Genomic DNA, 18606 nt, shown 5'->3' on the forward strand with positions numbered 1-18606 from the left:
GTCCGGACCGGCCGTCGCGAAATCGGCCTGACCAGCGGACCCGTCGGCTCGACCCGGGTCCACCGAGCCGGAGACAGTTGACGAACGTTCTCGTTGTTTCTGCCCTGCGGAACCATTGACGTCGGGCAACGACCGCCCCGGATAATCGTTCCCCGGTGCCGCGTGGGGCGGCACCGGGGACGCCGAAGGCGGGGCCATGGCCGACGCACCGGAAGTCAAGCCTGGACACGGATCACCGTTGCGACCGGACGGACGTACACCGGAGATCGCTCCGTCGTGGACGGCCCGGCGCCGTGGCACCGGGGAGGCGCCGTCGCGGGGCTGGACCACGTCGGGCCCGATCGCGGAGCGCGACGGCGGCCGGGCGGAGTCCCGGACCGTGTTCGTGCTGACCCTGGTGGGGGTCGGCGCGCTCGCCGTGGTGCTGCTGGCCCTTCAGCCGTTCTTCGCCTCGCCGCGCCGGGCGGGGCTGCCGCCGCCCCAGGCCGGCGAGGTGATCGGCGTCGCGGGCCCGTCGACGCCGGCGCCCGCCCCGCCCGGCCGGACCTTCTCACCGGCGCCGGTGTCGCTCTCGACCCGGCTGGCCTCGCCGAAGGCGAAGCCGACACCGAAGCCGACCGGCACCGCGATCACCCGACCGCCCGACCGGCCGAGCACGTCGCCGGCCAGCACCGCTCCGCCGCCACCGCCGCCGACCACCCAGCCACCGGTGCCGGGGCCCGGCGAGCTCTCGCCGTTGCCCCCGTCGCAGGAGCCGAGCCTGCGGTCCAGCGGCGGCGGCCCGGAGACCTTCGTCGACTTCGCCAACGCCCGATCCGAGCCGGTGACGGTCTATTGGCTCGACTACGGCGGCCAGCGGCAGCCCTACACCTCGCTGCAACCCGGGCAGTCGTACCGCCAGCAGACCTATGTCGGGCATCCGTGGGTGGTGACCGACGGCGCGGGTGTCGCCCTGGTCTGCTTCCTGCCCGCCCCGGAGATCGCCAGCGCCGTCGTCCGCTGAGCCGTGCTCGGCCACACCGCCCGGAAAGGGACGACCCCCGTCGGGGGGGTGACGGGGGTCGTCGGCGGTTCGGCTCCGGGGGGGTTGAGCCGAACCACTCAGCGGTCACGGGGGGTGCAACCGCCGAGGGTCTGTCCGGGGTACGAGACATGAACACTCGTCGTGATGACAAGCATGCCGCAGCAACGTGCACACGTCGAGTGCCGTCAGCCCTACTCACCGCCTAATTTTGATGACTTTCGGTGTGAGGGGCGTCACTTTGAGCGCTGTCGCCACGTCGGGTCCGGGAATCTCCCCACTGCCTGACCCCGGCCACCCGCCGACCCTGCGTGATCGGGCTAGACTTTCGCGCCGTGGGCCGAAGTGCCGCTTTCTTCGATCTGGACAAGACCGTCATCGCCAAGTCGAGTGCCTTGGCGTTCGGCCGTCCGTTCTACCGTGACGGCCTGATCACCCGACGGGACGTGGTCAAGTCGGCGTACGCGCAGCTGATGTTCCGGTTGGGCGGCACCGACGAGCAGACCATGGCCCGCACCCGGGACTATCTCGCCACGCTCTGTAAGGGGTGGCAGGTGGAACAGGTCCGCCAGATCGTCGCGGAGACGCTGCACGAGCTGATCAACCCCTACGTGTACGCCGAGGCCGCCGCCCTGATCGAGGAGCACCAGGCGGCCGGCCGGGACGTCGTGCTGGTCTCCGCCTCCGGCGAGGAGATGGTCCGGCCGATCGGCGCGCTGCTCGGCGTGACCGACGTGATCGCCACCCGGATGGCGGTCGAGGACGGCCGGTACAGCGGGGAGGTCGAGTTCTACGCGGCCGGCCCGAGCAAGGTCGACGCCGTGGGCGAGCTGGCCACCGAGCGCGGGTACGACCTGACCGACTGCTACGCGTACTCCGACTCGTACAGCGACCGCCCGCTGCTGGAGTGCGTGGGCCACCCGACCGTGGTCAACCCGGACCGGGCGCTGCGCAAGCTGGCCGCGGAGAACACCTGGCCGGTGCTGGAGTTCCGGCACCCCATCCCGCTGGGCCGGCGACTGCGGGAACGCCCCGCCGTGCCGGTCGCCGCCGCGGCGCTCGGCGTCGGGGTCGGGGTGGCCATCGGCATCGCCTGGTACGGCCGGCACCGCCGCACCCGCACCGCCGTCCCCGCCGCCTGACCCGCCCGGGTCGCCCTCCAGGCACAGATCGACGCCCCATCGCGCCGTAGCGCGTCCAGGACAGACCCTTCGTGGCCGCTCGGTCGTCCAGCCTCTTGAGCGACTGCTCAATCGACGCTACCCTCCGCGTTGAGCGGGTGCTCAAAACGGGAGGTCGAGATGAGCGGGACGGACGAACGGCCACGGCGTACCAGGGCGAACTGGGTGCTGGCCGGCATGATCGCGGCCTGCGGGCTGGCCCTCTTCGTGACCACCGTCAGCCAGGGGCACGCCGACAGCGCGCTGCTCTTCGTGGCGCTGCCGGTGCTGCTGGCCGTGGCACTCGCCCTCACCCCCGGGCGTACGGCGCACGGCCGGGTCTTCTCGGTGACCACGATCGCCCTGCTCCTGGCGGCGGTCGCGCTGCACGAGGGCGCGGTCTGCGTCATCCTGGCGGCTCCGCTGGTGTACGCGGTGGCGCACGGCACCACGGCGGCGATCGACGCGGTACGCCGCTGCGAGCGCTCGTACGCGGTGCTGGCCGTGCCGCTGCTGCTCCTGCCCGGGCTGGAGGGCAGCGGTGTCGCCCCTCGCTTCGATCCGGAGCAGTCGGTCGAGGTGGTACGGGTGGTCGCCCTCCCCGCCGACCAGGTCGCCGCCCGGCTGGCCCACGGCCCCCACCCGGTCGGGGTCCGGTCGGTGCCGTTGCGGCTGCTCGGCGTCCCCACCCCGGGGCAGGTCACCGGGGACGGGCTCGACCCGGGTGACCGCTGGATGTTCGGTTACCACGGCAGCGCGCACGGCCCGGGCGGGCACCTGGTCGCCGAGGTGGCGGCCCACGAGCCCGAGCACCTGGCCTTCCGGTTCGTCGAGGACACGTCGATCACCGGGCGCTGGCTCGCCTTCGAGCACGCCGACCTGCGCTGGCGGCCGGTCGACCCGGGCCACACCGAGGTGCGCGTCCGGGTCGACTTCCGGCGCGGGCTCGACCCCTCCTGGTACTTCGGTCCGCTCCAGGACGTCCTGCTCGGCGCGGGCGCCGGTCACCTGCTGGACATGCTGGCCCTGCGATGACCCTGGCCCGGCACCTGAGCCTGGCGCTTCCCCTGCTGGCGGTGCTGGCCGCCGGCCGGGTCGAACGCTCCCGGGACGCCCGGGCCGCCGCGCTGCTCGCCTTCGTGGCCGCCGGGATCGGAGTGGCCGCGCTCGACGGGCTGGCCCGGCCGGCCGGCTGGTGGAACTTCGCACCGGTGGCGGGCACCTTCCGTGGACTGCCGGTGGACCTGTGGATCGGCTGGTCGGCGCTCTGGGGCCCGCTGCCCGTGCTGCTGCGTCGGCACGTTCCACCGCCCCTCGCCCTGGGCCTGCTGCTCTGGCTGGACGCGGTGACGATGCCGGCGCTGTCGCCGCTGGTCCGGCTCGGCCCGCACTGGCCGGTGGGTGAGCTGGTCGGCCTGCTGGGCGTGGCAGCACCAGCGCAGCTGCTCGGTCGGTGCAGCGCCGACCGTCGGCACCTGGCCCTGCGTACCCTCCTCCAGTTGGGGCTCTTCGCCGCGCTGCTGCTGTGGTTCCTGCCCACCGTCGCGTTCGAGTTCGGCGACGGCTCCTGGGACCGGCTGACCGGGCTACCGGCGTCCCGGCTGCTGGTCCTCGCCCAGCTGGCGCTGCTGGCCGCCACACCGGCCCTGGCGGCGGTGCGGGAGCTCGCGGTACGCGGCGGCGGCACCCCGTACCCGTGGGATCCGCCGCCGCGCCTGGTCACCACCGGGCCGTACGCCTATCTGGCCAACCCGATGCAGGTCAGCGCCGTGGCGCTGGTGCTGCTGACCGCCGCGGCGACCCGCAGCCTGGCCCTGCTGGGGGTGGCCGGCGCGGCCGTGGCCTTCGGCGCCGGGGTGGCCAGGCCGCACGAGGGGGACGACCTGGCCCGGCGGCACGGCGGCCCGTGGCGGGACTACCGGCGCCGGGTCCGCGACTGGTGGCCGCGCCGCCGGCCGTACGCCGTCGGTCCGCCCGCCGTCCTCTGGCTGGACGACGGCTGCGGTCCGTGCGCCGCGACCCGCCGTTTCCTGGAGCGCCGCGACCCGGTGCACCTCATGATCCTGCCCGCCGCCGCGCACCAGTGGCGGGCCGAGTACGCGGGCGGCGACGGTCACACGGATCGGGGGGTGGCCGCCGTCGCCCGCGCGCTCGACCATCTGCACCTCGGCTGGGCCCTGCTGGGCTGGACGCTGCGGCTGCCCGGGGTCACCTGGTTCGCGCAGCTGGTGACCGATGCGATGATCGCAGCGCCGCACCCGGCGAACCCGCGAGGAGAACGATGTCCGACACCAAGCAGCGCCTCCTCGACGGCACCATCGCGGCGATCCGGCAGCACGGCATCGCCGGGATCTCGGCCCGCACCATCGCCGCCGCCGCCGGGGTGAACCAGGCACTGGTCTTCTACCACTTCGGCACGGTGGACGACCTGTTGACGGCGGCCTGCCGGACGAGCACCGCCGAACGGGTGGGGCACTGGTCGCGCCGGCTGGCCGGGGTGAGGTCGCTGCGCGAACTGCTCGACGTCGGGCGGGCCCTGCACGAGGAGGAGCGGCACCTGGGCAACGTCTCGTTCCTCGCCCAGATGCTGGCCGGCGCGCAGACCGACGAGCGGTTGGCCGCCCCGACGGCCGCTGCGCTGCAACTCTGGGTGGACGAGATCGAGTCGGTGCTGCGCCGACTGCTGGCCGGCTCCCCGTTCGCCGAGATCGCCGACGTGCCCGGCCTGGCCCGGGCGGTCTCCGCGGCGTTCGTGGGGTTGGAGCTCTACGACGGGGTGGACCGGGCCGGCGCCGAACGGGCGATGGCGGCGCTGGACCAGCTCGCCGTGCTCATCGAGATCGTCGACGACCTCGGGCCGATCGCCCGCCGGGCGGTACAGGCGAAGGTCAACCGGGCGACCCGCCGGGACTGAGCCCGGCCACAGGCCCGCCGGGACCGGCTCAGGAGGCGGCGAGCAGGTCGTCGCCGATCGCGGTGAGCTGGTCGGCGCCCACCTCCACCGCCGTCAGGTAGTGCCGCAGCCAGGACCGCAGCCCGTCCGGGGTGCCGGTGGCGAAGGCGCCGGCCGCGCCGACGTACTCCGGCTCCCGCTCGCGGTGCCCGACGTCCACCGCCACCAGGCCGCGCGGGTCCACGCCGCGGGACATCAGCACCAGCCGCGCCGCGCCCCGGGCCACCACCCCGGACGGGCCGGCGAACGGGCGCAGGTTGAGCAGCTCGCCGTGCACCACCGCGGCCAGCACCAGCGGCGAGACCTTCGTCCCCCCGGCCACCAGCCCGGCCAGGCCGTCCAGCCGGACCGCGACCACCGGGTCGGCCACCGGCCGCCCCAGCTCCGATTCGGGTACGACGTCCCGCGCGGCCAGCACGTGCAGCTTGGCCAGCGCCTGCCGGGGCGCCTTCGGCCAGAGCTCCACCAGCTGGGGCAGCGCGCCGGCCACCCGGAGCGCGCCCTGGAGCACCGGCTCGGTGACGGTGCCGGTGCGGACCGCCTCGCGCTCGTGGGCGTACCCCTCGAGGGCGGCGCTGGCCACCGCGGACCGGAGGCTGACCTCGGCGGCGACCTGGCCGCCCTGGCGGCGCAGGGCGCGGTGCCGCATGGCCTGGTCGACGTGGTCGCGGGCCCGCTCGACGGCGGGCGCGATGTCGGCGAGCTCCAGCAGCGGGGCGAGCGGATCGGTGGTCACCCCCGCAACGCTAGCGACCGGTGACCGGTGCCCACCCGCCGGTCGCCCGGAAGCGACCACCGCCACCCGGTCCGGTCCCCGCGGAGCGGTGTTAAGAAGGGGCCCCTGCTCTACCGCAGGCGTTAAGAAGGGGCCCCTGCTTACATCTCGGCGCGTGCGGTGGGCCGCTGGGCGCGGCGGCGGGGGGCGAGCTGTCGCGGGGGCAGGGCGGCGGGGATAACCTCGGCCGGGTAGGAGACGCTGGTCACGCGACGGAGGAGTCACGGCATGAGCGAGGCATTGGCCAACTTGCTGAACGAGACGCGGCAGTTCCCGCCCCCGGCCGAACTCGCGGCGAACGCCAACGTCACCGCCGACGCGTACGACGAGGCGGCCGGCGACCGGCTGGCCTTCTGGGAGCGGCAGGCCGACCGGCTGGCCTGGGCACGCAGGTGGGACCAGGTGCTCGACTGGTCGAACGCGCCGTTCGCGAAGTGGTTCGTCGGCGGGCAGCTCAACGTGGCGTACAACTGCCTGGACCGGCACGTCGAGGCCGGCCGGGGCGACAAGGTGGCGATCCACTGGGAGGGCGAGCCGGGTGACACCCGCACCCTCACCTACGCCGACCTGCACGAGCTGACCTGCCGGGCGGCCAACGCGCTGACCGACCTGGGCGTGGTCGCCGGTGACCGGGTGGCCATCTACCTGCCGATGATCCCCGAGGCGGCGGTGGCGATGCTGGCCTGCGCGCGGATCGGCGCGACGCACAGCGTGGTCTTCGGCGGCTTCTCCGCCGACGCGCTGACCAACCGGATCCAGGACGCCAGCGCCAAGGTGGTGATCACCGCCGACGGTGGCTACCGGCGGGGCAAGCCGTCGGCGCTGAAGCCGACCGTCGACAAGGCGGTGGCGAACTGCCCGACGATCGAGCACGTGCTGGTGGTCCGCCGCACCGGCGAGGAGGTCGCCTGGTCGGCGAAGGACCACTGGTGGCACGAGACGGTGGAGACCGCCGCGCCGGAGCACACCGCGCAGCCGTTCGACGCCGAGCACCCGCTGTTCATCCTCTACACCAGCGGCACCACCGCCCGCCCGAAGGGCATCCTGCACACCACCGGCGGCTACCTGACCCAGGCGGCGTACACCGCACACGCGGTCTTCGACCTGAAGCCGGAGACCGACGTCTACTGGTGCACCGCCGACATCGGCTGGGTGACCGGCCACTCCTACATCGTGTACGGCCCGCTGGCCAACGGCGCCACCCAGGTCATGTACGAGGGCACCCCGGACACCCCGCACAAGGGCCGGTTCTGGGAGATCGTCGACAGGTACAAGGTGAGCATCCTGTACACCGCGCCGACGCTGATCCGCACCATGATGAAGTGGGGCGAGGACATCCCGGCCGGCTTCGACCTGTCGTCGCTGCGGCTGCTGGGCAGCGTCGGCGAGCCGATCAACCCCGAGGCGTGGATGTGGTACAGGCAGCACGTCGGCCGGGGTGAGCTGCCCATCGTGGACACCTGGTGGCAGACCGAGACCGGGGCGATCATGATCTCGCCGCTGCCCGGCGTCACCGAGACCAAGCCCGGCTCGGCGATGACCCCGCTGCCCGGCGTGGTCGCCGACGTGGTCGACGACCAGGGCCAGTCGGTGCCGAACGGCGGCGGCGGCTACCTGGTGCTGCGCGAGCCGTGGCCGTCGATGCTGCGCACCATCTGGGGCGACGACAACCGGTTCCTGGAGACGTACTGGTCCCGGTTCGGGGCGGGCGCCGGCAACACCGGCGGCGACCAGTGGATCTACTTCGCCGGGGACGGCGCGAAGAAGGACGACGACGGGCACATCTGGCTGCTCGGCCGGGTCGACGACGTGATGCTGGTGTCCGGCCACAACATCTCCACCACCGAGGTGGAGTCGGCGCTGGTGAGCCACCCGTCGGTGGCCGAGGCGGCGGTGGTCGGCGCGACCGACCCGACCACCGGCCAGGCGATCGTCGCGTTCGCCATCCCGCGCGGCACCGCCGACATCTCCGGCGAGGCCGGTGAGCAGCTCATCGCCGAGCTGCGCAACCACGTCGCGAAGACGCTCGGCCCGATCGCCAAGCCGCGGCAGATCATGCTGGTGCCGGAGCTGCCGAAGACCCGCTCCGGCAAGATCATGCGCCGATTGCTGCGGGACGTGGCGGAGAACCGGTCGCTCGGCGACGTCACCACGCTCCAGGACTCCTCGGTGATGGAGCTGATCTCCTCCGGCCTGCAGGGCGGCAAGGCCGAGGACTGATCGGCGTACGCGGATCTGGCCTGATACGCCCTGTTTCGTCGGGACGGGGTATCCAGCGGGTCCCGTCCGGAGCACACTGCTCCGGGCGGGACCCGCTATTTTCTGACACCGACCCGTCGATCCCCGTCGAATCGTGTGACATTTTTGCACCCGTCGACGCTCCATATCGGGGACCTCATAATCCGCTCACCGTGAGTGATGTCGGGCTGACAATTAGCTGAGTTTTTCGGTGCCCTGACGCGGCATTGGCCCGTTTTGATGGCAAAAAATACTCAGAAACTTGCCTGCTTGCCCGGTGACAAGTGACCAATCTCGTGCCATCGTCGAGAACGAATCACATGACAGCGGACGGCGCAGTCCGTCACCGTCATGTAACAGATTCCACAAAGGAGGAGGACCTTTGAGGAGACGAGTCGCAGCAGGCCTGGCCTCGGCCACGGCCGCGCTGCTGGCAGCCGGCGCCGTCACGGTGCCGGCGTCCGCCGCCACCCCCGCGGCGGAACCGACCTCCGGCGCCACCAAGGCGAAGCACGGCAGGGACAACCTCCCCGATCCGAAGGTGGATCACCAGCGGGAGCTCAAGAAGCAGGCCATCGCCGACGTGCTGTCCGGCAAGGCCAAGGTCCAGACCCGCAACGGCTCCAAGGTCGTCGAGGTCAAGGACGACGTGTTCGTCGAGTACCAGCAGGCCCCGAAGACCGACCCGATCTTCACCATGCTGGTCAACTTCGGCGACAAGACCAACCCGGCCACCGGCGGCACGCCCGGCCCGGTGGTCAACCAGATCCCCGAGCCGGACCGCAACTGGGACGGCAGCTCCACCGACAACAACAGCACCCTGTGGCGGTCCGACTTCTCGCGGGCCCACTACATGGACATGTTCTACGGTGCGGGCGAGTCCTTCAAGGACTTCTACCTGAAGCAGTCCGGCGGCCGTTACACCGTTGGCGGCGACGTCAGCGACTGGGTCACCGTGCCCTACAACGAGGCCCGGTACGGCAGCAACAACATCGCGGAGAACGACGGCTACTGGGCCTTCATCCGCGACAGCGCCACGGCGTGGTACCAGGCCCAGGTCAAGGCCGGCAAGTCCCAGGCCGAGATCCAGGGCTACCTCAAGCAGTTCGACGTCTGGGACCGGTACGACCACGACGGCGACGGCGACTTCAACGAGCCCGACGGGTACATCGACCACTTCCAGGCGGTGCACGCGGGCGAGGGCGAGGAGGCCGGCGGCGGCGCCCAGGGCGAGGACGCCATCTGGTCGCACCGTTGGAAGGTCGCCTCCGGCGTGGGCAAGAACGGCCCGTCGGGCAACCTCGACGGCGGTGTGCAGATCGGCGACACCGGCCTCTGGATCGGTGACTACACCACCGAGCCGGAGAACGGCGGCCTGGGCGTCTTCACCCACGAGTACGGCCACGACCTCGGCCTGCCGGACCTGTACGACACCCAGGGTGGCGACAACGGCACCGGTTTCTGGACGCTGATGTCCTCGGGCTCGTGGCTCAGCCACGGCAAGGACGACATCGGCTCGACCCCGGGTTACATGGACCCGTGGTCGAAGCTCTTCCTGGGCTGGCTGAACCACAGCACGGTCGAGTACGGCAAGGGCAGCACCCAGGTCACCCTGGGCCCGGCCGGTGACAGCGACGGGCCGAAGGCCCAGGCGGTCCTGGTCAATCTGCCCGCGCAGACGCAGACCACGAAGTACAACACGCCGTTCGGCGGGTCGTACGAGTGGTGGGGTGGGGCGGCCGACAGCGCGAACAACACGCTGACCCGCACCATCGACCTGACCGGCGCGACCACCGCGTCGATCTCGTCGAAGCTCTCCTACGAGATCGAAGAGGACTACGACTACCTCTTCGCCGAGGTCTCCACCGACGGTGGGGCCACCTGGACGCCGCTGAAGAACAACCTGCACGACACGCGGTCCACCGACGGCACCCTCGAGGACGGCATCGACGGCTCCAGCAACGGCGCGTGGGTGGACTCGACGTACGACCTCTCGGCGTACGCCGGCAAGAGCATCACCTTCCGCTACCGCTACGCCACCGACGGCGGCCTGCACTACGCCGGCGCGTTCCTGGACAACATCTCGCTGACCCGCAACGGCGCGGTCGCGTGGACCGACGACGCGGAGACGCTGTCGGCGGACTGGGCGGTCAAGGGCTTCACCCGGATGGGCGGCTCGGTCACCGACTCGTACCCCCGCTTCTACCTCGCCGAGAACCGGACCTACTTCGGTTACGACGACACGCTGCGGACCGGTGGCTACAACTTCGGCTGGGGCACCACCCGGCCGGACTTCGTCGAGCGCTTCGCGAACCAGCCCGGCATGCTGGTCTGGTACGTGAACTACGCCTACGGCGACAACAACACGTCGGCGCACCCGGGCTACGGCCTGAACCTGCCGGTCGACGTCCGGCCCGGCCAGATCAAGGTCGGCGGCGAGGGCACCATCAGCAACCGCCGCAACGGCTACGACGCGACGTTCAGCCTGTACACCAAGCCGGCGCAGACCTTCCACAAGAACGGCGTGGCGGTCACCGTTCCGGCGCTCGACCCGAACCCGCTCTTCACCGACAGCGGCGCGAACAAGTACTGGAACAGCAGCAACCCGTGGAACTCGGTGAAGGTGGCCGGCACCGGCACCAAGATCGAGATCCTCCAGCAGGGCACCACCCCGACCAGCGACATGATCGTCAAGGTCAGCAACTGATCGGGTAGCGACACCCCGGAAGGGGCCGGAGGCGAACGCCTCCGGCCCCTTTCTCGTGCGTACCCGACGATCGATCGAAACCTGTCACCGTCCGGCGGACATCGACGTTCACCCAGCCCAGGACGGCTCTGCCAGTCGATCGATGTGACGGGGCGGAGCTCCTTCAACAAATTTCTGCAACAAAACGACGCACCAATCTTCACACCTGCCCCAGGAGTGTCTATGTTCACCATTGGTCCCCTCAGTGGGACCGATCTCACCGGCCCGAACCCCCGTTGGGCCGGTTCCCTCACACCGGAGGTACCACGTGCGCAAAGTCGCAGTGGGTCTGCTCGGTTTGTCGCTGACGGCGACCGGTCTGGTGGCGGCCTCGTCCGCCAGTGCCGCTCCGCTGCCGAAGGCGCCGACGTCCGCTCCGTCGGTCACCGAGCCCGCCCAGGTCGACCACGACCTGCCCAACCCGCTCGAGGAGAAGCGGCGAGCGCTGCGCCAGGAGGGCCTCAGCGAGGTCCTCTCCGGGCGGGCGAAGCCGCAGAAGATCAACGGCAGCACCGTCGTCAAGGTCGGCAAGACCGCGACCAACGCCGCCGGCCGGAACACCAAGGCGCGGACGGCGGTCAACGCGGCGGCTGCCCGCACCGACCAGTACGTCGAGCTGGAGCGGGAGAAGTCGGACCGGATCTTCGTGATCCTGGCTGAGTTCGGCAACGAGCGGCACCCGTCCTTCCCGGACAAGGACATCGACCCGAACACCCCTGGGCCGACCCGGTTCGACGGGCCCCTGCACAACGAGATCGACGCGCCGAACCGGGCCGTCGACAACTCCACCGTCTGGCAGCCGGACTACAGCGCGGACCACTACCGCAAGCTGTACTTCGGCACCGGGCAGGGCGACGAGTCGCTCAAGCAGTACTACGAGGCCCAGTCGTCCGGCCGGTACACGGTCGACGGCGAGGTCACCGACTGGGTCAAGGTCAAGTACAACGAGGCCCGCTACGGTCGGTCGAACGACAACCCGACCGACGCCAACGGCAACGACCCGGCCGTCTGCGCCTCCACCACCTGCCAGAACACCTGGGAGCTGGTTCGGGACGCGGCCAACCAGTGGGTCGCGGACCAGAAGAAGCAGGGCCGCACCGACGCCGAGATCGCGGCCGACGTCAAGTCCTTCGACCAGTGGGACCGCTACGACGTCGACGGCGACGGCAACTTCAACGAGCCGGACGGCTACATCGACCACTTCCAGATCGTCCACGCCGGCGGCGACCAGGCCGACGGTGACCCGTACCAGGGTGAGGACGCCATCTGGAGCCACCGGTGGTACGCCTTCGGCACCGACCAGGGCCAGACCGGCCCGCCGCAGGCCAAGCTCGGCGGCACCCAGATCGGCGACACCGGCGTCTGGATCGGCGACTACACGGTGCAGCCGGAGAACGGCGGCCGGAGCGTCTTCTACCACGAGTACGGTCACGACCTGGGTCTGCCGGACGACTACAACACCGGCACCAGCGGTGACAACAGCCTCGAGCACTGGACGCTGATGGCGCAGAGCCGGGTCAGCGCCAAGAACGACGCCGGCCTCGGTGAGCGCGGCGCCGACCTGGGCGCCTGGAACAAGCTGCAGCTCGGCTGGCTGGACTACGAGACCGTGGTCCCGGCCAAGCAGGACCCGCAGACGATCAAGCTCGGTCCGTCCGAGTACAACTCCGCCAAGGCCCAGGCTGCGGTGGTGGTGCTCCCGCAGCGCCCCTACGAGTTCAACAACGGCAAGCCGGCGGAGGGCACCAAGCAGTACTTCTCCGGCAACGACGACAACCTGAACACCACGATGACCCGGACGTTCGACTTCACCGGGAAGTCCTCTGCCTCGCTGTCGATGAAGGCTCGCTACAACATCGAGACCGACTACGACTACATGTACTTCGAGGCGTCGCTGGACGGTGGCCAGAACTGGGTCGCGCTGCCCTTCCTGGTCAACGGCCAGCCGAAGACCGACGGCAATGGCCGGAACGCCCTTGACGGCATCTCCGACACCGACGACGACGGTGTCGCCGACTGGGTCGATCTGACCATCCCGATGGACGTGGCGGCGGGCAAGGTCGTGCAGTTCCGCTACCACTACATCACCGACGGCGGTGTCTCCGAGGGTGGCTTCTTCGGCGACGCCATCACGGTAACCGCCGACGGGCAGACCGTCCTCTCCGACGGCGCCGAGAACGGCGCGAACGGCTGGGCCCTCAACGGCTTCAGCATCGTCGAGGAGACCTACACCCGCGACTTCGACAACTTCTACATCGCGGCGAACCGCTCCTACGTCTCGTACGACCAGTACCTCAAGACCGGTCCGTACTACTTCGGCTACGCCAACACGCGGCCGGACTACGTGGACCACTACGCGTACCAGCAGGGTCTGCTGATCACCTACTGGAACACCCGGTGGGCGGACAACAACACCATGCCGTACGACAAGGTCAACAACCCCGGCGGCCACCCGGGCGAGGGTCGGAACCTGAACATCGACTCCCGGCCGAAGCCGCTGTACAACCTGACCGGTAACGCCTGGCGGGCCCGGGTCCAGGTCTACGACGCGCCGTTCAGCCTCAAGAAGGCCGACTCGTTCACCCTCCACGTGAACAGCCAGCCCTCGTACATCCGGGGCCAGGGTCCGGCGCCGCTGTTCGACGACAGCAAGCAGTACTGGTACGCGGAGCTGCCGAACCACGGCGTCAAGGTCCCGAACAACGGGGTCAAGATCCGCGTTCTGGAGCAGAACGGCACCTCGATGAAGATCCGCATCTCCTGACCTGAGGGTCAGCGCTCCATCAGCACGCGATGCCCGGGCGGGGTCACCCCGCCCGGGCATCGCCCTGTCCGGCCCCCGACGCGGCGACCCGACGGGTACGGCGGGAACCGGGCCGGCCTCCGCCGAGTCAGATCCGGGTGAACCGACGTACCGTGGCGATGCCCGCCGGCCTCGTGCTGGCCCTGCTCGTCCCTCTCACCGGCTGTGCAACGGCCGGGAACGGAGCGCCGATGCCCGACGACCAGGCCACCTCCCCCACCGGCGACCCGGTCGCGCCGGCCGACCGGCCGTCGCTGTCGGCCACCCGCCCGCCGACCCCGCCCCGGCCGACCGCGCCGCCGCGCAAACCCACCGACAACCGGCCCACCGACCTGATCGCCGGCCGGATCACCCGCGGCGGCGACGGCCCCTGCTACGGCCTGGTCGACGAGAACGACCGGGAGTACGCGCTGCACGGCCCGGACGCCGGCCCCCTGGCCGTCGGCGCCTTCGTCACCCTGCGGGTCGCGCCGCCCGCCGAGCCGTTCGACTGCGGCCCCGGCACGCCCATGCGGATCGTCACCGACCGGCCGTCGACCCGCTGAGCGGGCCACCCGGCCGGACTGGCGGCGGCCCGCACACCCGACCGGCCGTCACATCCGCACCGACGGGCGGGCCGGCCAGGTCGACCGGGTCCTAGGCTGTGCCCATGACCGAGCAGCACGGCGGAGCCGTCGACGAGTCCTGCGTCCTCACCGAGGGGCCCTGGACGCACCGCTTCGTCGGCGCCAACGGCAGCCGGTTCCACGTGGTGGAGGCGGGCACCGGGCCGATGGTGCTCTTCCTGCACGGCTTCCCGGAGTACTGGTGGGCCTGGCACGAGATGCTGCCCGCCGTGGCCGACGCCGGCTTCCGGGCGGTCGCCGTGGACCTGCGCGGTTACGGCGCGAGCGACAAGCCACCCCGGGGGTACGACGGTTACACCCTCGCCGCCGACGTGGCCGGCCTGATCCGGGCGCTCGGCGAACGCTCGGCCACGGTGGTCGGCACCGGGGCCGGCGGCATGATCGCCTGGACCGTGGCGTCGTTCCACCCCAACCTGGTGCGTCGGCTGGTGGTGCTCGGCGCCCCGCACCCGCTGCGGCTGCGCGCCGCCATCTTCGCCGACCCGCGCGGGCAGTTCTCCGCCTCGACGCCCACCCTGAAATACCAGCTGCCCCGCTACGAGCACGTGCTGACCCGGGACGACGCCGCCGAGGTGGAGTCGCTGCTGCGCCGCTGGGGCGGGCCGGCCTGGGTCGCCGGTGGAGACTTCGAGGCGTACGCCCGGGCCTGCCGGACGGCGATGCGGATCCCGCAGGCGGCGTTCTGCGCGTTGGAGGGCTACCGGTGGGCGTTCCGGTCGGTGCTGCGGCTGCACGGCTACCGGTTCGTCAAGCTGATGCAGAAGCCGCTGGTCACCCCGACCCTGCAACTGCACGGCGCCGCCGACGTGGCGAGCCTGGCCCGGACCGCCCAGGGCTCCGGCCGCTATGTCACCGCCCCCTACGAGTGGCGGCTGCTGGACGGGGTGGGGCACTTCCCCCACGTCGAGGCCCGCGACGTGGTGCTGGGCGAGATCCTGCGCTGGACGAAGTCCTGACTCAGACCCGCTGCTCGCGCAGGTCGGCGACCTCGGCGGCGGGCGCCCAGCCCTGGTAGACCCCGAAGTCGAAGACCTCCAGGCCCATCGCCCGGGCCACCGGCCAGCGCCCGCCGGTGTACTCCACCCGCAGCCAGCCGTCCTGCGCGGCGAGCACGATGAACGGCTGCCCCTGCCAGGTGCAGGTCGTCCGGACGTACGCCAGGTCGTCGACCTCGGTCGCCGGGACCACCCGCACGTAGCGGCCGGGCCGGACCTCGGCGAAGCCGTCCCCCGGGCCGGGCTGGTAGAGCCGTACGTCGTCGCCGTCCGGGCTGGCCTGGTATTCCCGGCCGCGCCAGCGGGCCACGTAGCCGTCGCGCATCAGTCCTCACCGGCCTGTCGCCAGAGCAACGCGTCGGTGTCCAGCACCGCCACCACCCGCTCGGCGCCGTCCGCCCCGATCCGCCACAGCTGGGCGCCGTGCGGCAACCGGGCGCTGTCCACCTTGAACTCCGCCACCACGTCGCTGCTCTCCCCCGGGGCGAAGCCGTTGCCCCGGAACGGCCCTCGCTCGATGACCCAGCCCTCCATGGCCCGCATGGCGGCCTCGTTCTGCCCGCCGTACGGGATCCGGTAGAGGCTCGGCCGGTGCGCCGGCCAGCGCAGCACGTAGATCTCGCTGGCGGCCCGGTCGAAGGGCGAGTCGGGATAGCCCAGGCCCAGCGCGTCGTAGAGCTCGGCGGGGGTGTGCAGGTGTGCCAGCTCACCGGCCCGGTGCACGAAGCCGGAGACCCGGTCGTAGCCGCGGTCCAGGTAGTAGGCGAGCTGGCTCGGGGCGACCGCCTTCTGCATCACGACCGGACGGGTCGGGTCCACCACCGGCGGGGCCACCCGGGGGCGGCTGGCCGGCTCCTCGGCCGCCGCCGGCTCGGTCTCCGGCTCGTCGCCCAGGCCGACGTCGGCGGCCCAGTTGGCCAGCCCGACGATCTGCTCACCGGGCAGCTTGGCGCCGACCGGGGTCCCCGGGTTGACCGCGAACGACCAGGTCCGGTCCGGCCAGCGCCGGATCAGCTGCACGAACCGGACCAGCACGGTCTCCACCGGGCCGACGGCGGCGTCGGCCATCCGCTCGGGCGACGTCCAGACCAGGACGTACGGTTCGCCGTCCAACTGCTCGGTGTGCCAGACGAAGCCCGGCTCGCCCGGCCGGCTGCCCGGCGCGGAACCGGGGGCGGCCGGCAGCAGCACCCGGGCCAGCAGCAGCGTGGAGAGGAAGCCGTCGGTGTTGCCGGCGCCGGCGGAGGCCAGCAACTCCTCCTCCACCTCGTTGGCCGGGGTGAACGCGGCGGGCGCGGACGCGGCCGGCTGAGCCCCGGCCCCGGCCGGGTGAGGTGAGGGTGCGGTTCGCGCTGGTGCGGGTACGGCCGGTGCGGGTACGGCCGGCGCAGGTGGCGTGGACGCGGCGGGCGACGGTGCCGGTGCGGCGGGCGTCGTCGCGGGCGACGCGGGCGACGGCGCCGGTGCGGGGGGCGTCGCTGCGGGTGCGGGTGCAGCGGAGGGCGGCGCGCCTGCGGTGGACGCCGTGGCGGGTGCGGCGGACGGCGGTTCGGGTGCGGCCGGGGCCGCCAGGCGAGCCTCCGGAACGGCCTCGGCCACCGGCTCCCGACCACCCGACAGGTTCTCGGCCGCCGTCGCCCACGACGGCGGCACCGCAGCATCCTGTCCCGTCACCGACCCGCCCGCCAGCTCGGACGCCCCGGCCGGAGAGGACATCGGCTCGACCGGGGTGACCGGGGGTGCGGCAGGCGCGGACGACTCGGCCACCGCGAGCGCCGGCTCGGCCGGGCGGGCGGCGCGTACCTCCAGGGTCGGCGGGTCGACGGGTCGGGCCGGAGTGGTCCAGGCCGCGCCGTTGGCGGCCGGCGGTCCGGTCGGGGCCGGGCGGTCCGGGCCGGCCGGCTCTGCCTCGCCGAGGTCGCGGGACTCGATGACCGTGCCCTCGATGACGATCGGGGAGAGGCTGCGCCGCGGCGCCGGCGGGGCGGAGACCGGCTCGGCGATCGACGGCGGCAGGTCGTCCACGTCGGCACCGGCCGGGGAGACGGGCTGCCCGGCCGCCGCGTACGAGGGCGAGCCGGCCAGCCGCTGGGTCTGCTCGTCCGGGTGGCGACGGGGCAACGGGCCGGCCGGGCGTTCGCCGCCGACCCGTGCCTGCTCGGGGGCCGGCTCCGCCCGCCGTGGCAGCGAGACCGTCAGATCGTGGTCCGGGGCGCCCGCCCGGAACACCTGGGTCGCCTCCTCAGCCGGCGGCTCCGGGGCACGGCGCGGGAACACCTGGGTGAGCCCGTCGTCGGCCACCGGGACCCGGAACGCCTGGGTCGGTTCCTCGGGCAGCGGCCCGACGGGTGGCGCGGGCACCGGCTCGCTGATCGGCCGGCGGCGGGGAAAGGGCTGACCGCTCCGCCCCAACCGGGACGGGGGCACCGCGCGCTCGGCGGGGCGGCGGGTCTCCTCACCGCCGGCGCGGCGCTGGGCGGACGGCTCGAAGAAGGACCGGCCCGACTGCTCGTCGTCCGGTCGCTCCCGCCAGCCGTTGGCCGCCGCGATCGAGGACGGCTCCGGCCGGCCCTCGGGACGGACCGGCGGCGAACCGGTACGGCCGCTCTCCACGGCCGACGGCGACTCGCCCGCCGGGCCGAACGCCGTCGCACCGCGGCTCGCCGCAGCGCGTACCGGGATCGTCCGGTCGACGGGTTCCGCAGCGGGGCCGGGCAGCGGGGCCGGCACCGCGCTCGGGCCGGGACGGTCGCTCTCGCGGCGGGCCGGCGGGTTCGGCGGGGCGGGCGCGGGCGTCGGTTCCCGTCGGGGCGCCTCCCGGTCGACCGCGTTCGCCCTGGCCCGGGCCAGCGACTCGGCCCGCTCCAACCGGGCCCGGGCGCCCATGGTGCGGCCCGGCAGCCGGACCTCGCCCCGGGACAGTTGGGTGACGAACCAGGCCGGCAGGTAGCCCTCGATGGGTAGCCCCGGGTTGACCGCCAGCCACCACTCGTGGTTGGGCCAGTCCTCGGCCAGGTCGGTGTACGCGGCCCGTCGGGTGGGGCCGGTCGAGTCGCCCAGGCAGGCCCGCAGGGCGGTCGGGGAGGTGAAGGCCAGCACGTGCGTCCGCCCGCTGGTCGTCCAGGTGCCCCACCCGGGCGACTGGCCGGGCCCGGGCTGACCGGAGACGGGCAGCAGGAGATCAGTACGGGCCAGGATGCGGAAATACAGCTCCTGGTCGTTCGCGCTCAGCGCGTCGCGCATCGCCGCTTCGGCCTCGGTAGCCGGCTCCCAGTCGGTCACGGCCACC

13 protein-coding genes are annotated in these 18606 nt (G+C 72.5%); 10 read left to right on the plus strand and 3 right to left on the minus strand.

The genetic code is table 11. The annotated features are described in order from the left end of the window. The first annotated feature begins 379 nt into the window (after positions 1-379). The 5 genes from GA0070564_RS29595 to GA0070564_RS05555 all read left to right on the plus strand — a co-directional run bounded on the left by GA0070564_RS29595 (position 380) and on the right by GA0070564_RS05555 (position 5095). The gene (locus tag GA0070564_RS29595) at positions 380-1003 is read left to right on the plus strand and encodes a VHL beta domain-containing protein (protein WP_245669812.1); all 624 of its coding nucleotides are present in this window, start codon (positions 380-382) and stop codon (positions 1001-1003) included. 353 nt (positions 1004-1356) lie between these two features. After that, a complete protein-coding gene (locus GA0070564_RS05540; protein ID WP_091603364.1) occupies positions 1357-2163 on the plus strand; it encodes an HAD family hydrolase in 807 nt (268 codons plus the stop codon). A gap of 159 nt (positions 2164-2322) precedes the next feature. Continuing rightward, the gene (locus GA0070564_RS05545; protein WP_091603367.1) at positions 2323-3216 is read left to right on the plus strand and encodes a hypothetical protein; all 894 of its coding nucleotides are present in this window, start codon (positions 2323-2325) and stop codon (positions 3214-3216) included. Continuing rightward, complete coding sequence (locus tag GA0070564_RS05550; RefSeq protein WP_091603370.1) at positions 3213-4568, plus strand: methyltransferase; 1356 nt, start codon at positions 3213-3215, stop codon at positions 4566-4568. The genes GA0070564_RS05545 and GA0070564_RS05550 overlap by 4 nt, the downstream gene beginning before the upstream one ends. Further along, positions 4463-5095 (plus strand): TetR/AcrR family transcriptional regulator, encoded by a 633-nt coding sequence (locus tag GA0070564_RS05555; RefSeq protein WP_091603373.1) that lies wholly within the window; start codon positions 4463-4465, stop codon positions 5093-5095. Before GA0070564_RS05550 ends, GA0070564_RS05555 begins: the two co-directional genes overlap by 106 nt. 28 nt (positions 5096-5123) lie before the next feature. On the opposite strand, the gene GA0070564_RS05560 is transcribed toward GA0070564_RS05555, so the two are convergent. Next, on the minus strand, positions 5124-5870 hold the full coding sequence (locus GA0070564_RS05560; protein WP_091603376.1) for a Fic family protein: 747 nt from the start codon (positions 5868-5870) through the stop codon (positions 5124-5126). A 267-nt stretch (positions 5871-6137) separates the two neighbouring features. On the opposite strand from GA0070564_RS05560, the gene acs reads away from it, so the two are divergent. From acs to GA0070564_RS05585, 5 genes are all read left to right on the plus strand, one after another. Continuing rightward, positions 6138-8129, plus strand: coding sequence for an acetate--CoA ligase (acs, locus tag GA0070564_RS05565; RefSeq protein WP_091603379.1), 1992 nt, complete (start codon positions 6138-6140; stop codon positions 8127-8129). A gap of 400 nt (positions 8130-8529) precedes the next feature. Next, complete coding sequence (locus GA0070564_RS05570) at positions 8530-10854, plus strand: immune inhibitor A domain-containing protein (protein WP_091603382.1); 2325 nt, start codon at positions 8530-8532, stop codon at positions 10852-10854. Between the two features lie 322 nt (positions 10855-11176). Then, entirely contained in the window at positions 11177-13657 is a 2481-nt protein-coding gene (locus GA0070564_RS05575; RefSeq protein WP_091603385.1) for an immune inhibitor A domain-containing protein, read from the plus strand. Between the two features lie 230 nt (positions 13658-13887). After that, positions 13888-14241: a hypothetical protein gene (locus tag GA0070564_RS05580; RefSeq protein ID WP_091604611.1), complete on the plus strand. Its 354-nt coding sequence runs from the start codon at positions 13888-13890 to the stop codon at positions 14239-14241. A gap of 104 nt (positions 14242-14345) precedes the next feature. Beyond that, the gene (locus GA0070564_RS05585; RefSeq protein ID WP_091603388.1) at positions 14346-15278 is read left to right on the plus strand and encodes an alpha/beta fold hydrolase; all 933 of its coding nucleotides are present in this window, start codon (positions 14346-14348) and stop codon (positions 15276-15278) included. Between the two features lies 1 nt (position 15279). Here the strand turns inward: GA0070564_RS05585 and GA0070564_RS05590 are convergent, their stop codons facing one another. Both GA0070564_RS05590 and GA0070564_RS05595 read right to left on the minus strand, forming a co-directional pair. After that, positions 15280-15645, minus strand: coding sequence for a hypothetical protein (locus tag GA0070564_RS05590; protein WP_091603390.1), 366 nt, complete (start codon positions 15643-15645; stop codon positions 15280-15282). Continuing rightward, positions 15642-18599: an SseB family protein gene (locus GA0070564_RS05595; RefSeq protein WP_176730547.1), complete on the minus strand. Its 2958-nt coding sequence runs from the start codon at positions 18597-18599 to the stop codon at positions 15642-15644. Before GA0070564_RS05595 ends, GA0070564_RS05590 begins: the two co-directional genes overlap by 4 nt. Positions 18600-18606: the final 7 nt, after the last annotated feature.

This window comes from Micromonospora mirobrigensis (assembly GCF_900091555.1).
Lineage (GTDB): Bacteria > Actinomycetota > Actinomycetes > Mycobacteriales > Micromonosporaceae > Micromonospora > Micromonospora mirobrigensis.

Coding starts and splice junctions, on each gene's coding strand:
- acs (WP_091603379.1), top strand. CDS start 6,138: ATGAGCGAGGCATTGGCCAACTTGCTGAACGAGACGCGGCAGTTCCCG.
- GA0070564_RS05550 (WP_091603370.1), top strand. CDS start 3,213: ATGACCCTGGCCCGGCACCTGAGCCTGGCGCTTCCCCTGCTGGCGGTG.
- GA0070564_RS05585 (WP_091603388.1), top strand. CDS start 14,346: ATGACCGAGCAGCACGGCGGAGCCGTCGACGAGTCCTGCGTCCTCACC.
- GA0070564_RS05545 (WP_091603367.1), top strand. CDS start 2,323: ATGAGCGGGACGGACGAACGGCCACGGCGTACCAGGGCGAACTGGGTG.
- GA0070564_RS05580 (WP_091604611.1), top strand. CDS start 13,888: ATGCCCGACGACCAGGCCACCTCCCCCACCGGCGACCCGGTCGCGCCG.
- GA0070564_RS05555 (WP_091603373.1), top strand. CDS start 4,463: ATGTCCGACACCAAGCAGCGCCTCCTCGACGGCACCATCGCGGCGATC.